Annotated in this window: 11 protein-coding genes and 1 pseudogene; 4 read left to right on the forward strand and 8 right to left on the reverse strand. The window is 70.4% G+C overall.

Features of this window, described 5'->3' with window-relative positions; translation table 11 throughout:
- Window positions 1-491 (reverse strand): annotated as a pseudogene (locus ACHFGS_RS08185) (FHA domain-containing protein); the annotation flags it as partial.
- Between the two features lie 47 nt (window positions 492-538).
- On the reverse strand, window positions 539-2,152 hold the full coding sequence (locus ACHFGS_RS08190; RefSeq protein ID WP_394278731.1) for a dolichyl-phosphate-mannose--protein mannosyltransferase: 1,614 nt from the start codon (window positions 2,150-2,152) through the stop codon (window positions 539-541).
- 39 nt (window positions 2,153-2,191) lie between these two features.
- On the opposite strand from ACHFGS_RS08190, the gene rsmI reads away from it, so the two are divergent.
- Window positions 2,192-3,010: a 16S rRNA (cytidine(1402)-2'-O)-methyltransferase gene (gene rsmI, locus ACHFGS_RS08195; RefSeq protein WP_394289347.1), complete on the forward strand. Its 819-nt coding sequence runs from the start codon at window positions 2,192-2,194 to the stop codon at window positions 3,008-3,010.
- 62 nt (window positions 3,011-3,072) lie between these two features.
- On the opposite strand, the gene ACHFGS_RS08200 is transcribed toward rsmI, so the two are convergent.
- The 4 genes from ACHFGS_RS08200 to ACHFGS_RS08215 all read right to left on the reverse strand — a co-directional run bounded on the left by ACHFGS_RS08200 (window position 3,073) and on the right by ACHFGS_RS08215 (window position 9,089).
- Window positions 3,073-3,993 carry a sugar ABC transporter permease gene (locus ACHFGS_RS08200; protein ID WP_394280133.1) on the reverse strand — a complete coding sequence of 307 codons (921 nt, stop codon included), beginning with the start codon at window positions 3,991-3,993 and terminating at the stop codon, window positions 3,073-3,075.
- Window positions 3,993-5,600: an ABC transporter permease subunit gene (locus tag ACHFGS_RS08205; RefSeq protein WP_394280132.1), complete on the reverse strand. Its 1,608-nt coding sequence runs from the start codon at window positions 5,598-5,600 to the stop codon at window positions 3,993-3,995. Before ACHFGS_RS08205 ends, ACHFGS_RS08200 begins: the two co-directional genes overlap by 1 nt.
- Before the next feature lie 68 nt (window positions 5,601-5,668).
- A complete protein-coding gene (locus ACHFGS_RS08210) occupies window positions 5,669-6,925 on the reverse strand; it encodes an extracellular solute-binding protein (protein WP_394280131.1) in 1,257 nt (418 codons plus the stop codon).
- 142 nt (window positions 6,926-7,067) lie between these two features.
- Window positions 7,068-9,089: a beta-galactosidase gene (locus ACHFGS_RS08215; RefSeq protein WP_394289348.1), complete on the reverse strand. Its 2,022-nt coding sequence runs from the start codon at window positions 9,087-9,089 to the stop codon at window positions 7,068-7,070.
- Between the two features lie 184 nt (window positions 9,090-9,273).
- Between ACHFGS_RS08215 and ACHFGS_RS08220 the strand changes: the two genes are divergently transcribed.
- From ACHFGS_RS08220 to ACHFGS_RS08230, 3 genes are read left to right on the forward strand one after another with little or no spacing between them, the layout of a single operon-like run.
- Window positions 9,274-10,287, forward strand: a complete 1,014-nt coding sequence (locus ACHFGS_RS08220) for a LacI family DNA-binding transcriptional regulator (protein ID WP_394278127.1) — start codon at window positions 9,274-9,276, stop codon at window positions 10,285-10,287.
- A gap of 51 nt (window positions 10,288-10,338) precedes the next feature.
- Window positions 10,339-11,916 (forward strand): methionine--tRNA ligase, encoded by a 1,578-nt coding sequence (metG, locus tag ACHFGS_RS08225; RefSeq protein ID WP_394278126.1) that lies wholly within the window; start codon window positions 10,339-10,341, stop codon window positions 11,914-11,916.
- Window positions 11,913-12,797, forward strand: coding sequence for a TatD family hydrolase (locus ACHFGS_RS08230; protein WP_394289349.1), 885 nt, complete (start codon window positions 11,913-11,915; stop codon window positions 12,795-12,797). Before metG ends, ACHFGS_RS08230 begins: the two co-directional genes overlap by 4 nt.
- Here the strand turns inward: ACHFGS_RS08230 and ACHFGS_RS08235 are convergent.
- Both ACHFGS_RS08235 and ACHFGS_RS08240 read right to left on the reverse strand, forming a co-directional pair.
- Entirely contained in the window at window positions 12,776-13,795 is a 1,020-nt protein-coding gene (locus tag ACHFGS_RS08235; protein WP_394278124.1) for a LacI family DNA-binding transcriptional regulator, read from the reverse strand. The two genes, ACHFGS_RS08230 and ACHFGS_RS08235, sit on opposite strands and share 22 nt — an antisense overlap.
- Window positions 13,792-15,066, reverse strand: a complete 1,275-nt coding sequence (locus ACHFGS_RS08240) for a glutamyl-tRNA reductase (protein ID WP_394278123.1) — start codon at window positions 15,064-15,066, stop codon at window positions 13,792-13,794. Before ACHFGS_RS08240 ends, ACHFGS_RS08235 begins: the two co-directional genes overlap by 4 nt.
- Between the last annotated feature and the right edge of the window lie 26 nt (window positions 15,067-15,092).

The following is a 15,092-nucleotide window of genomic DNA, read 5'->3' on the forward strand; positions in this document are numbered from 1 at the left end:
GGCGGCGTGGCCGCGGGCGACGCCTGCACGAGCGCCGGAGCGGCGTCGATTGGACGGCCCCACGCGAGCTCGTTGGCGCGGGCGACGCCCAGGCCGAGCGGCAGGATGCCGGCGTGCGCGCTGCCGTCCGCGCGGCGGATCCGCAGGCCCGTGATGGCATCCAGCGAGGTCTCGGTCCACGTGCGCACCCCGCGTCCTTCCACGATCCCGTCCGCGCTCTCCACGGTGATCGCGCCGCGCACGGCGACGCGGGCCCGCTCGGGGCTGTCATCCGAGAACTCGACGACGGCGAAGTCGGGGAGAGCGTGGATTCCGGCGGCCACCAGGACCCCCAGCACGTCCTCCAAAAGCGCGCGCTCGGAGGCTGCGGCATCCCACAAGCCTGCGATCAGCGAGTCGGGGATCCCGGGAGGAAGGAGCATCGCGAACCGGTCTCCCGCGATCGCGTACCCGGCGGTGGCGGGCTGCTGCGGGGCGGGGTAGCGGAACACTCCTCCAGCCTACGTGGGGCGCCTCGGAGGACCCGCCACCGGCGCGGTCAAATCCAGGAGCGCATCCAGGCGTGCAGCCAGTAGAACTCGTACGGCACGCGCATCGCCGACCACAGCGGATACCAGAACGCCGACAGCAGGGTGACGACGACGAGGACGGTGAGCACGACCCGCTGGCCCGACCTGCGGCGGTTCGCCTCGGCGTGGCGGGCCCCCGCGATCTCGCGCAGCGTGAAGGTGAGCGCGAGGATCAGGAACGGCAGCATGAGCACCGTGTAGAACTGGAAGATCGTCCGCTCGGAGTAGAGCAGCCACGGCAGGTAGGTCGCGCCGAGGCCGACCAGCACCACCCCGTACCGCCACGAGCGGGCCACGGCGAAGCGGTAGACGAGCCACAGCGATGCGGCGATCCCGCCCCACCAGATCAGCGGGTTCGGCATGCTGTAGAGCACCTCGATGCAGCCGTGCGCGCTCGCGCACCCGTCGACGCCGTCGGCGGTGTTGCCGGCGTACATCGAGGTCGGCCGGATCAGCAGCGGCCACTGCCATGCCGGGCTCGCGTAAGGGTGCGCGGTGGTGATCGTCGCCGTCGAGGCGTAGATCGTCTGATGGTAGTTCCAGAGGTTCTGAAGGCTGAGCGGCACCCACGAAAGCCACCCGGAGGCCGGGTCGCCATCGACCGCTTGACGCCCGTAGCCGCCGTCGGTCGCCAGCCATCCCGCCCACGAGGCGAGGTAGACCACGAGCGCGACCGGCACGAGCAGCAGGAACGAGGCGACGCCCTGGCGGACGGCGTCGACGGGCCAGAAGTGCACGCCCAGGCGTCGCCGGGCGAGCGCATCGGTCACGACGGTGTAGATCCCGAACGCCGCGAGCACCCAGGCCCCCGACCATTTGACGGCGGATGCCGCGCCGAAGGCGACGCCGGCGGCGACGAGCCAGGGGCGGTTCCACAGCATCGGACCCCAGCGGCTCCACGGCAGCGACTCGGCGGTCACCGGGCCGCTCCGGGCGACGATGACGGCCGCGAGCCGGTCGAGGTGGCGCCGGCGGTCGAACAGGATGAACCAGAATCCCAGCAGAACGAACGCCGTGAGGATGATGTCGAGGATCGCGACCCGGCTCATCACGATCGCGAGCCCGTCGATCGCCATGAGGCCGCCGGCGATGCTCGCGAAGGCGATCGAGCCGCTCAGCTGCTTCGCGATGAGGTAGACCAGCAGCACCGCGGCGGTGCCCGCGACGGCGACCGCGACCCGCCAGCCGAACGTCGAGTCGGGGCCGAACAGGGCCATGCCCGCCCCGATGAGGTATTTCCCGAGCGGGGGGTGGACCACGAAGCTCGGATCGGTGGTGAAGAAGTCGGTTTCCCCGGCGGCGAGGCGGGTGTCGGCATCCTCGGGCCAGGTGGCGGCGTAGCCGAGCACCCACTGCGTCCAGGAGTCCTTCACGTAGTACGTCTCGTCGAAGACGACGGCGCGGGGGTGGTTCAGGTTCCACACCCGCAGCAGCGCACCGAACAGGGTGATCACGAGCGGTGCGATCCACGACAGCCGGCGGTGCAGGAGCGGATCCGCGGCCAGTCGCGCACGCCACGCGTCGTAACGGGTCGGCGGGATCTCGGGTGCGTCCGGCAGCAGCGGGTCCGCGGTCGAGGTCACGGCCTCCAGCCTAGGACGTGCGCCGCCTAAGCTGAGGCGGTGCTCATCCTCGCCGCCACGCCCATCGGCAACCTCGGTGACGCCACGGCGCGCCTGCGCACCGCCCTCGAGGAGGCGACCATCGTCGCCGCCGAGGACACCCGGACGACGCAGCGCCTCCTGCAGGCACTCGGCATCGAGAACCGGCCCCGGCTGATCGCCCTCCACGACCACAACGAGAAGCAGCGGGCGGCCGAGCTCGTCGACCTCGCGCGCGACGGCGATGTTCTGCTGCTCAGCGACGCCGGCATGCCGACCGTCAGCGACCCCGGCTACGCCGTCGTCGCCGAGGCCGTCGCGCGCGGCGTCGACGTCACCGCGCTGCCCGGCCCGAGCGCCGTCATCACGGCGCTCGCCCTCGCGGGTCTTCCCACCGATCGCTTCACGTTCGAGGGGTTCGCGCCGCGGAAGGCGGGGGAGCGCCGCACCGTCTTCGGCGCGCTCGCTTCCGAGCCGCGCACGATGGTGTTCTTCGAGGCGCCCTCACGGCTGGCCGACACGCTCGCCGCGATGGCAGAGGCGTTCGGCGCCGATCGCCGCGCCGCCGTCTGCCGCGAACTCACCAAGCTCCATGAGGAGGTCGTCCGCGCTCCGCTCGGCGACCTCGTCGCCTGGGCCCGTGAGGGCGTCCGCGGGGAGATCGTCGTCGTGATCGCCGGGGCGCCGGTGCGCGCGGTGTCGGAAGAGGACGCGGTCGCCCAGGTGCTCCGGATGGTGAGCGGCGGCACCCGGTTGAAGGATGCCGCGGCCGAGGTCTCCCGCGAGACGGGACTGCCCTCCCGCGACCTGTACCGCGCCGCGGTGGCCGCGCGGTCCTGACGCCCGCCCGGAACGCCGAACGCCGCCCCATCCGGCGGATGAGGCGGCGCCCGACGTGGCTGTCAGCCCTTGACGGATCCGGCGGTCAGCCCGCCGACGATGTAGCGCTGCAGGGACAGGAACAGCACGAGCACGGGGAGCGAAGCAAGGATCGCCCCGGCTGCGAACAGGCCCCAGTTGCTGGAGAGCTGGTTCGAGACCCACTGGAACATGCCGACGGCGAGTGTCCAGTTGCCCTCGGAGACGAGGACGACCTTCGCGATGATGTAGTCGCCGAACGCGGCGATGAACGCGAGCAGGGCGACGACGGCGAGGATCGGGGTCACCAACGGCATGATCAGCTTCCAGAAGATCTGCGCGTGCGTCGCGCCGTCGATCTTCGCGGACTCGTCGATCTCCATCGGGATGGTGTTGAAGAAGCCGTACATGAGGAACGTGTTCACACCCAGCGCGCCGCCGAGGTAGACGCAGATGAGCGAGATCTTCGAGTCCAGGCCCAGGGCGGGGAAGACCTCGCCGAGGGTGAGGAGCATGAGGAAGATCGCGACGAACGCGAGCGCCTGCGGGAACATCTGCACGATGAGCAGCGCCGTCAGGCCGATGCGGCGGCCGGTGAAGCGGAATCGCGAGAACGCGTACGCCGCCGCCGCGCCCATCAGCACCGCGCCGATCGCGGACGCGCCGCCGACGAGCAGCGTGTTGCCGTACCAGGACCAGTAGCTGGTTCCGGCGAGGTCGCCGAAGTTGTCGAGGCTGAACACGGAGAACAGCGAGTTCGCCGCGGCGAGGTTGCCGTTGGGGTTGAACGCCGCCGAGACGACGTAGACCAGCGGGAACATCGCGTAGAAGAGGATGACGGCGGCCAGCAGGTACTTCCAGCCGACCTCGGTGAACCAGCGGCGCCGCTGCGCGGGCCGGCGGTTCTGCGCCTGGGGGCGGGTGTCGCCGCGTGTGGCGGGAGCGGTGGTGGTGGGAGCGGACATCACTGGTACTCCTCCAGCTTCTTGGTCTGGCGGAACGCGATCGCCGAGATGACACCGACGACGATGAACACGAGGATCGACAGTGCGCTGGCGAGCCCGTAGTCGGCAGCGCCGCCCGAGACACCGGAGATGTCGTAGATGGCGGAGATGAGGATGTCGGTGTTGCCGAGCGCGTACGGGGCGCCGGGGATCGCCGGGCCGCCGTTGTTGAACATGTAGATGACGGTGAAGTTGTTGAAGCTGAACGCGAACGACGAGATCAGCAGCGGCGCGGTCGACACCAGCACGAGCGGCAGGATGATCGAGCGGAGCTGACGGAACTTGCCGGCTCCGTCGATGGATGCCGCTTCCAGCGCATCCTGCGGCAGCGCCTGCAGGGCGCCGGTGCAGACCAGGAAGTAGTACGGGTAGGTCAGCCAGACGTTGACGAACAGCACGGCGAACCGTGCCAGCCACGGATCACCGAGCCAGTCGATCTGCGCACCGCCGAAGAAGAAGTCGTTGATGACGCCGAACTCCGCGTTGAACATGCCTCGGAACAGCAGCGCCGACATGAAGGCGGGGAAGGCGTACGGGAGGATGAACAGCGTCCGGAGCACCTTCTGCCCGCGCACCCGCGGGTCGTTGAAGATGAGGGCGAAGACCAGGCCCAGCCCGAACGGGATCGCGACCGACAGGATCGCCCACGCGAACGTCCACCCGGTGACCATCGCGAGCGGCTGCAGCATCGCGGGATTCGTGAACAGCTCGACGAAGTTCGCGAAGCCGACGTTGACCGTCCAGCCGGCGGGGAGCGCGGTGCCGTCCTCGGAGACGAACCGGCCGTCGTCGGTGGCCGTGTAGACCGCACCCGAAGCGCTGTCGGAGATGGTCTGGGACTCCGGGTCCCACGTCATCGTGGAGAGGTAGACGGCGCCGCTCGATCCGTCACGGGTTCGGATGGACCCGTCGTTGGGGTCGTCCGAGACCGGCACCCGCAGGTCGACGACCTGATCCTGCAGCGCCTTGTCGGAGATGATGTTGTTGCGCGGGACGATGTTCCACCCGGGCACCTCGGTCGGGGCGCCGGATGCCGGTGCCGCGCCGACCGAGTCGAGCGGCTCGTCGGCCGTTCCCGCCTGGATCTCACCGTCGAGGACGACCGCGAAGCCCAGCTCGCCGCCGCGTTCGACGACCGCGAGCGGCAGGGAGGGGGAGCCTTCGACGCGGCGCTCGCCCTGGGCGAGGGCCGCTTCCACGGCCTGCTCCTGCGAGCCGACATGGCCGGAGCCGTAGTTGGTGAAGGCGATGTAGCCGGTGTACAGGAAGATGAACACCTGGAAGATGAGCAGGAACGACAGCCCCGGCAGCAGGTACTTCAGCGGAAGCGCCTTCTTCGTGAAGTAGACGACGTCCGCGATGACCAGCAAGGCCAAGGCGAAGCCGAACACGATCCAGGACTCCGCCTGGAACGCGGCGATGATCGCCAGCAGGCCGACCGCGTTGACGGCGGCCATGAGGACGAGCTTCACGATGAAGCCGACGCCCAGACCCGACCATCTGCGGGCGTGCGATTCGGGCGGCGGTGCCGAGGTGTCCGCGTCGAGAGTGCTCTGCGGGGCCGTCATGGTCATCTCCCTTTCCAGGAAAAACGGGTTCCGGGCGCGGAGCGGTGTGCTCCGCGCCCGGAAGGGGATCAGCCGATCGCAGCCTCGATGTCAGCGACCATCTTGTCCCACGTCTTCACGGGGTCGGCGCCCTTGATGACCTGGACCTGAGCGGCGTTCCAGAGGTCCCAGACCGAGCCCATCTCGGGGATGGAGGGCTGGGGCACACCGTTGGCGGCAGAAGCCAGGAAGCCGGCGACGATCGGGTCCTCGGCGATGGCCGGGTCCTCGGCGAGCGTCTTCCATGCGGGCAGGCGCGGGTCAGCCTCGTAGAGCGCCTTCTGCGCGTCGTCGGTGGCGAGGTAGTTCACGAGGAACTCTTGCGCGACGAGCGCGTTCTCGCTCTGCGAGCTGACGTAGAAGCCCTGCACGCCGACGAAGGGCGCTGCGGTCTCGCCGCCGGCAGAGGGGATCGGGCTGACCTTGATGTTGGCGTCCTGCGCGGTCAGCGCCTCGATCGCCCACGGGCCCTGGATGGTGAACGCGGCCTTGCCGGACGCGAACAGTTCGTTGTTGGTGTCGTAGTCGATCGTGGTCGAGATGTCTCCCGTGCCCTTCTCGCCCTTCTCGCCGAGCCACGTCGCGAACGCAGCGCCCGCCTCGCCGCCCATGCCGACCTCGGTGGTGTACGAGCCGGACTCGTCCTGCACGAACACCGGAGCGCCGAAGGAGGTCTGGAAGCCGTACATCGTGTACGCGTCACCGGTCTGGCCACCCGTGTTGATCACGAGAGCGCGCTCGGCGCCGGCCTCGTCGGCTTGGGCGACCATGTCGTCCCACGTCGCCGGGACGTCTTCGCCGACGAGGTCGGTGTTCTGGATGAGGGCGATGGACTCGAGGGCGTACGGGAAGCCGTACACCTGTCCGTCGTAGCTGAACGCGTCGACCGCGACCTGCTCGAGCTCATCTGCGGCGGCGCCGAGGTCGACCGTGTCGACGACACCGGCGGCGACGAACGCGCCGAGGAAGTCGTGGGCGCCGATCGTGATGTCGGGGCCTTCACCGGTGGGGACCTGGTTGATGAAGTCGTTGCGGATGTCCTCGAAGTTCTTCTGGACCAGCTCGATGGTCGCGCCGGTCTCCTCCTCGAAGGCGGCCGCGGCTGCCTCGATGGCAGGCTCCCGGTTCGCGTCGGTCCAGACGGTCAGCGTGACCCCGCTGGCGTCGATGGGAGCCGCTTCCGACTCCTCGGGTGCTGCGGGGGTGTTCGTTCCGCCGCTGGCGCAACCTGCCAGCAGCAGGGATCCGGCCGCCAGTGCAGCGACGCCGATGCCCATCTTGCGCATGGATGTTCCTTCCGGATGTGGTCGATCCGGCGGGGCCTCGGGTGAGATCGCGCCGTCACGACCGGTGGTGTGATGTTCCGATCAGGCGATCGGAACGGTTTCTCTCAGTGCGGTTGACGGTTCCCCGTCGAGGAGCGCTCGGTCATCGACCGCTCCCGTCGGCTGCATGCGGCAGGCGGACGACGGCGACGTCGCCTCCTGCCAGCACCAGCGTGCCCCGGATCTCTTCCTGTGTCAGCAGGTCGAGGCCGGAAGTTTCGAGCGTGGCCGGTTCGGCCGCGTGGTTGATGGCGACGAGGTAGTCGGCGTCGGCGCCGCGCCGCACGATCGTCTCGACGCCGGCGGGGGTGCCGGGCGGCGTGACGCCGGCGTCCGCGTAGACCTCGGACATGATCGCCTGCAGGCCCTCCGCGTCGGGACGCGTGCTGATGTACCAGGCCGTTCCCTCGCCGAGCGTGTTCCGCGTGATCGCGGGCTCGCCCTCGGCCGGCCCCGACAGGTAGGTGCCGCGGACCTCGGCGGTGGTGATGATGAGGTCTTCCTGCCACACGTCGGCGCGGATCGTCGCGCCGTCGAAGTCCACCTCGGCGCTCGCGCCCTCGCGCAGCGGCAGGTGCTCCTCAATCCGAAGGCCCAGGGCCTCCGCGAGCGGCGCCGCGAAGCCACCCGGGTGGACGGCGTCGTTCGCGTCGACGACGGCCGAGAAGAACGACACGACGAGCGTGCCGCCGCCGCGGACGTAGGCGGTGAGGTTGGCGGCATCCGCCTGCGTGAGCAGGTACTGCGCGGGCACGACGACGAGCTTGTAGCGGGAGAGGTCGTGACCGGGAAGGGCGAAATCGACGGTGATGTCATCGCGCCACAGACGCTCGTAGAACGCGCGGATGCGCTCGTCGTGGTTCACGTCCTCGGACGGGCGCCACTCGAGGTCCTGCGCCCAAAACGACTCGAAGTCCCAGAGGACGGCGACGTCGGCGTCCACGGTCGCTCCGCGCACCTCGGCGAGGCGGCCGAGCTTCGCACCGAGGTCGACGACCTCGCGGAAGACCCGGGTCTCGGTGCCGGCGTGGGGGAGCATCGCGCTGTGGAACTTCTCGGCGCCCGAGCGTCCCGCGCGCCACTGGAAGAACAGGATGCCGTCGGCGCCGCGTCCGAAGTGCGAGAGGGAGTTGCGGGCCATCTCACCCGGACGCTTGGCGACATTGCGGGGCTGCCAGTTCACGGCGGACGTGGAGTGCTCCATGAGGATCCACGGCTTGCCGCCGCCCACTGAGCGTGACAGGTCGGCGGCGATGGCCAGGCCGATTTCGCCCTCTTCGTCGGCCGCCCACAGATAGTGGTCGTCGGAGACGATGTCGACCTCCTGCGCCCAGGCCCAGAGGTCCACACCGTGGTGCTGGTTCGCCATGAAGTTCGTCGTGATGGGCTGCGCGGCGTGAGCGCGGATCGCGTCCTTCTCGATGCGGAAGCACTGACGGAGCTGTTCGTCGGTGAAGCGCGCGAAATCGAGCCGCTGCGCCGGGTTGATGGTGGAGGGCGCCGCGGCGGGGGCGCCGATGTGCTCCCACTCCTCGTAGTGCTGGCCCCAGAAGGCGGTGCCCCAGGCGGCGTTCAGGGCCTCGATCGCGCCGTAGCGCTCGCGGAGCCACTCGCGCCAGGCGCGAACGGCGTTCGGGGAGTAGTCCTCGCCGACGGGGACGCCGTACTCGTTGTGGATGTGCCACATGACCACGGCGGGGTGGTCGGCGTAGCGCTCCGCGAGGGCGCCGGCGATGCGGGCGATCGCGGTGCGGTACTCGGGTGCCGAGTGGGAGACCATGCCGCGGGCGCCGAAGCCGAGGGCGACGCCGTCCTTCGTCACGGCGCGTGCGTCGGGGTAGGAGGCGAAGAACCACGCCGGGGGAGAGGCAGTGGGGGTGCCGAGGTCGACGGCGATGCCGTTCGCGTGGAGGAGCTCGATGATCTCGTCGAGCCATTCGAAGTCGAACTCGCCCTCGCGCCGCTCGATGAGGCCCCACGAGAAGATGCCGATGCTGACCATGGTGACGCCTGCCTCGCGCATGAGGCGGACGTCCTCCCGCCACACCTCGCGGGGCCACTGCTCCGGATTGTAGTCACCGCCATAGGCGATGCCGTCCAGTCGGGGCCAGGCGGAGGTGGTCATGGCGCGGGTCATCCTCATCGATCTGTGGAGCGCCGGCCATAGCGCACGGGATGCAGCTGGGACCGGTAACAGGTTCGCACCGATTGTACGCGGACGGAGGCCGCTCGAGACTGCGGCGTTATCGAACTGTGACCGGTCCCATCGGATGCCGGGCCTCAGGGCGCGATCGGTATAGAGTCAGCGCGTGGTCCTCCCCTCCGCGCGCAGACGGCCCACCATCCGCGATGTCGCGGAGGTGGCCGGTGTTTCGCATGGCACCGTGTCCCGGGTCATCAACGGCGGCAAGTGGGTTTCGGAAGACGCACGGGTCGCCGTCGAGGAGGCCATCCGCACCACCGGCTACACCGTCAGTCATGCCGCGCGGGCGCTCGCCACCGGCCGCTCGAGTTCGGTCGCGTTCCTGTTGACCGAGCCGCAGCACCTGCTGTTCGCCGATCCCACGTTCGCCCTCCTCCTGCGCGGCGCCACCGAGGCGCTCGCCCAGCGCGACATGACGCTCGTCCTCCTCATCGCCGAGCACCCGTCGCAGTACGCGAACATCGAGCGGTACGTCCGTGCCGGTCACGTCGACGGGGTGCTGCTCATCTCGTCGCACGAGTCCAACCCGCTGCTGGCGGCGCTGACCGCCGCGGGGGTCCCCACCGTCTGCACCGGCGTGCCGCTCGGCGACCGAGCGCACGTGCCGACCGTGTCGGTCGACGAGGAGGGTTCGGCGCGGGAGATGACGCGCCACCTGCTCGCCGGCGGGTACCGCCGGATCGCGATCATCACCGGTCCCGACGACACCCCGGGCGGCCGCTACCGTCTCCGCGGGTTCCGCGAGGAGATGGGGGACCGCTTCGACGCGACCCTCGTCGAGCAGGACGTGTACTCCAGCGACGCGGGCGCCGCGGCGATGACCCGCCTGCTGGAGCGTGCCCCCGACATCGACGCCGTGTTCGCGGCATCCGATGTCATGGCCGTCGGTGCGATCGCGGCGCTGCGCAAGGCGGGCCGTCGCGTTCCCGACGACGTCGCCGTCGCCGGGTTCGACGATTCCGGGCTCGCGGCGACCACCGACCCGCCGCTGACCACGATGCGTCAGCCCTGGTCGGAGATCTCCCACCGCATGGTCGAGGTGCTCCTCGACGTCGTCGCCGGTCGCGAGGGCGAATCGGTGGTGCTCCCCACGACGCTGGTTGCGCGCGAGAGCACCTGACGCCGCGTCACACGCGGCGGCGGAAGACGGCGTGCCGCATAGAATCTCCTGGTGACTTCCGGCGGCTCCTTCTACATCACCACCCCGATCTACTACCCGAGCGATCTGCCCCACATCGGGCACGGGTACACCTCGGTGGCGGTGGACACCCTCGCGCGCTGGCACCGCCAGGCGGGCGACGACACCTGGATGCTCACCGGCACCGACGAGCACGGTCAGAAGATGCTCCGCGCCGCGACCGCAAACGGCGTGACCCCGCAGGAGTGGGTCGACAAGCTCGTCGAGGAGAGCTGGTTCCCGCTTCTGGAGACCCTCGAGGTCGCCAACGACGACTTCATCCGCACCACGCAGCCCCGGCACGAGGAGCGCGTGCAGAAGTTCGTCCAGGCGCTCTACGACAGCGGTCACATCTACGCCGGTGAGTACGAGGCGCTGTACTGCGTCGGCTGCGAGGAGTTCAAGCCCGAGGCGGAGATCGTCGACGGCACCGGCCCGTTCGAGGGGCTGAAGGTCTGCGCCATCCACTCCAAGCCGCTGGAGCTGCTGCACGAGAAGAACTACTTCTTCAAGCTGAGCGAGTTCCAGGACCGGCTGCTCGAGCTCTACAAGACCGAGCCCGACTTCGTGCGCCCCGACTCCGCGCGCAACGAGGTCGTCTCGTTCGTCAAGAGCGGTCTGAAGGACCTGTCGATCTCGCGCTCGGCGTTCGACTGGGGCATCCGGGTGCCGTGGGACGACTCGCACGTCATCTACGTCTGGGTCGACGCGCTGCTGAACTACGCGACCGCCGTGGGCTACGGCGACGACCCCGAGCAGTTCGCGCAGCGCTGGCCGGCGTACCACGTCGTCGGCAAGGACATCCTCCGCTTCCACGCCGTCATCTGGCCCGCCATGCTCATGGCTGCCGGACTCGACGTGCCCCGCGGCGTGTTCGCGCACGGCTGGCTGCTCGTGGGCGGCGAGAAGATGTCGAAGTCCAAGCTCACCGGCATCGCGCCCGCCGAGATCACCGACGTGTTCGGCGCCGACGCGTACCGCTTCTATTTCCTCTCCGCGATCGCCTTCGGCCAGGACGGCTCGTTCTCGTGGGAGGACCTGTCGGCCCGTTACCAGGCCGAGCTCGCCAACGGCTTCGGCAACCTCGCCTCGCGCACCGTCGCGATGATCGGTCGCTACTTCGACGGCGTCGTCCCCACGCCGGGAGATGCGGCGGAGATCGACCTCCGGGTGCAGAAGACGGTGGCGGATGCCGCGGCCGCGGCGGATGCGGCGATGACCGACTTCCGCCCCGACGTCGCCATCGACGCGATCTGGACGATCGTCGACGAGCTCAACGGCTACATCACCGAGAACGAGCCGTGGGCGCTCGCGAAGGATGAGGAGCAGCGCGAGCGGCTCGAGACCGTCCTCTACACCGCGGCGGAGGGCCTGCGCGCCCTCGCGGTGCTGCTCTCGCCGGTCATGCCGGCCTCGACCGCCACCCTGTGGAGCGCGCTCGGCGCCGACGCCGCCCTCGGCGAGCTCACCGCGCAGCCGCTCCGCGAGGCGGGCACGTGGGGTCAGCTCCCCGCCGGCACCCGCGTGGGCACGCTCGCGCCGCTGTTCCCGCGCGTCGAGCAGACGGTATGACGGACGACCCCAGCGGCTACGTCCGCCAACGCGAGCAGTCGGCGCGTGACGTGCGGTGGCCGGCGCCTCCCGAGCCCCTCGCGGTGCCGGTGTACGACAACCACGCGCACCTGGAGATCGAGGACGGCGACGAGCCGCGCTCGCTCGCGCAGCAGCTCGACCTCGCCGCCGAGGTCGGGGTGCTCGGCGTCGTGCAGGCCGGTGGCGACATCGATTCGTCCCGCTGGTCGGCGTGGGCCGCGGCATCCCACCCCCGCGTGCTGGCGGCGGTCGCCATCCATCCCAACGAGGCGCCCGCGTACAAGGCGGCCGGCCGGCTCGACGAGGCGATCGCCGTCATCGACGAGCTGACCGCGCAGCCGCGCGTGCGCGCCGTCGGGGAGACCGGACTCGACTTCTTCCGCACCGATGAGGACGGACTGCCCGCGCAGTTCGAGTCCTTCGAGGCGCACATCGACATCGCCAAGCGCCGCGGCGTCGCGATGCAGATCCACGATCGCGACGCGCACGAGGCGGTGCTCGAGACCCTCGAGCGGGTCGGCGCGCCCGAGCGGACGGTCTTCCACTGCTTCTCCGGCGACGCCGACATGGCCCGGTACAGCGCGGAGCGCGGCTACTGGCTGAGCTTCGCGGGCAACATCACGTTCAAGAACGCGCAGAACCTCCGCGACGCGCTCGCGGTGACGCCGCGGGAGCGGATCCTCGTCGAGACCGACGCCCCCTTCCTCACGCCCACTCCGCATCGCGGGCGGCCGAACGCGCCCTACCTGATTCCCGTCACGGTGCGTTTCATGGCGGAGGAGCTCGGTGTCGAGGTCGACGAGCTGTGCGCGCAGATCGCGCAGAACACGCTCGAGGTCTACGGAGCCTTCACCGACTGAGCAGCCCCGGCGCTCACGCCGGGCAGTCGCGGCCGCGTCGTCGAGCCGGGCACGAGCTCCCACGGCAGGTCGACCACGCGCGGTCCGTCCTCGCGGAGCGCTGCGGGAAGGGTCGCGAACATCGCCTCGGCGGCGAGATCGGGGCGGATGCACACGTGCGTCACGCCGAGCCGCCGGTTCACGGCGCAGTCGCTCGAGCACAGCGCGACCAGCTGCACGTCGCGGGGGACGATCAGCCGCATCTCCTCGAGCTGCAGATAGATCTCGGGGCCGTCCTCGGCGCCGGAGAAGATCGCATCGGCGCCGGCGCCCAGCGACTCGGTCACGACCCGCGGCAGGGTGCGCCGGTCGGCGTCGACGACGCGCACCATCGGCTCGCGCCCGCGCACCGAGCACCAGATCTCGTAGGCGGCGCGGCCGATGTCGTCGCGGGGGTGCCCGCTGTCCTCGGTCACGAATGCGATCCGCGACGCGCCGGCCGCCTCGAGCGCGTCGAGTCCCGCGCGCACGGCGGCATCGATCCCCGTCCGGATGCTGAGCCCTCGGGAGCCGTCGACGAACTGGTCGTCCGCCACGATCGGGATGCCGCGGGCGATCGCGGCCCGCAACAGCTCCTGGCTGGCGCGCGCGTCGGGCACATAGAGGGCGTCGAGCGTCGTGCCGGCGATCAGGTCCGGCGTGGACTCGGGGAGCACCGTCACGGTGAAACCGTGCGTGGCCGCGGCGCGGACGAGGGAGGTGAGCTTGCGGGTGCGCTGCAGCTCCCACCGACGGTCCGGCTCGTCGCCGGCCATGACGAACCCGACCGTCATGGTGCGGCCGCTCCGGAGGGCCGTGGCGTGGCGGTTGGGGACGTAGCCGAGGTCGGCGGCGATCGCCTTGATGCGTTCGCGCGTCTCCGGACGCATGCTGCCGCGGTCGTTGAGCGCCTGGCTGATGGCCGCCGTCGACACGCCTGCGGCGCGGGCGATGTCCTTCAGCGTGACGCTCGAGTTCACGGCCGCTCGCCCTCGTCCCCGACTGCGTCTGCGGCCTGCGCGGGCAGGATCGTCCGGACGGCGTCGGCCCAGGCCGTCCCGTGCCCCTGCGAGGCGAGGGTGTGGCCCCGGGCGATGAGCTGGTGCATCATCACGCCGGAGAAGTGCCGCAGCGCGCTCTCCACCTGCGCGGAGTCGCCCCGCCGGCGCACCCGGGCGAGCTCCTCGTCGAGGATGCCCTGCACGAAGTGCCGCAGCTCGACGACCGAGGGCGACACCTCGTGGACGCGGCGGGCAGCGGCGTGACGCTGGGCGGCCGCCTCCACGATCTCGCGGGCCTGCCCCACTGTCACCGCCTCGTCGACGGGTGCGTGCAGGCGGATGGTCTCGAGGTCGAGCAGGTCGATGCCGGGCAGCAGTGCCACCTCGGGGTCGACGTTGCGGGGAAGGCCCAGGTCGATGATGATCTGCGGCGCGGTGCCGCCGGCGCGGGCCTCGGCGTGCGAGAAGGCCTCGAGCGCGTACGTGTCGGCGGTCGCGGTGCAGGTGACGATGACGTCGGCGGCCGCGGCCTCGGCGGCGTAGTCGTCGACGCTCACGTGCACGAGGTGCTCACGGTTGGCGAACTTCTTGCGCCCCGAACGGGAGTGCACGCGGATGTCTTCGGCGCCCACGGCGCGCAGCGCCGCGAGGGCGGCGGCGGCGTAGCGTCCGGTGCCGACCAGCAGCACGCGGGCACGCGCCCAGTCGTCCAGCCGAGGGGTCACGAGGTCGACCGCGAGACGGACGAGCGAGCGGCCCGATTCGCCGAGGCGGGTCGTGTTCTTCACCGTGCGCGAGGTTTCCGTCGCGCGCTGGAACAGGTGCTCGAGGGGGGCGGTGGTCCGGCCGCTTTCACGGGCGGATTCGAGGGCGCGGCGCACCTGACCGGCGATCTCGTCCTCGCCGACGGCGACCGAGTCCAGGCCCGAGGCCACCGAGAACAGATGATGGGCGACCTGGTTGCCGTGGGCGAAGTCGACGTTCTCGCGGAGGGCGCGGAACGGCATGTCGGCGGCGTCCGCGATCGCCTCCATCGCGGCATCCATCGCCGGCAGGGGAGAGGCGAGATCGGGGTCGTCGGAGATGTCGAAGTACGCCTCGAAGCGGTTGCAGGTCGCCAGCACCACGGCGCCGCGCACCGATTCGTGGACGTTCGAGAGCCGCCCCGCGAGGTCGTCGCCGACCGTCGACAGTCGCTCGAGCGAGTCGAACGGCGTGGAACGCTGATGAGCGGTCAGACAGACGAGCACAGTGCGGAGAACCCCCTCGGATCGGA

This window comes from Microbacterium sp. (assembly GCF_043427715.1).
Taxonomy (GTDB): domain Bacteria; phylum Actinomycetota; class Actinomycetes; order Actinomycetales; family Microbacteriaceae; genus Microbacterium.

Excerpts from the sequence above, each read along its gene's own strand:
- ACHFGS_RS08215 (WP_394289348.1), bottom strand. The coding sequence starts at position 9,089 with ATGACCACCTCCGCCTGGCCCCGACTGGACGGCATCGCCTATGGCGGT.
- ACHFGS_RS08210 (WP_394280131.1), bottom strand. The coding sequence starts at position 6,925 with ATGCGCAAGATGGGCATCGGCGTCGCTGCACTGGCGGCCGGATCCCTG.
- ACHFGS_RS08200 (WP_394280133.1), bottom strand. The coding sequence starts at position 3,993 with ATGTCCGCTCCCACCACCACCGCTCCCGCCACACGCGGCGACACCCGC.
- ACHFGS_RS08205 (WP_394280132.1), bottom strand. The coding sequence starts at position 5,600 with ATGACGGCCCCGCAGAGCACTCTCGACGCGGACACCTCGGCACCGCCG.
- ACHFGS_RS08230 (WP_394289349.1), top strand. The coding sequence starts at position 11,913 with ATGACGGACGACCCCAGCGGCTACGTCCGCCAACGCGAGCAGTCGGCG.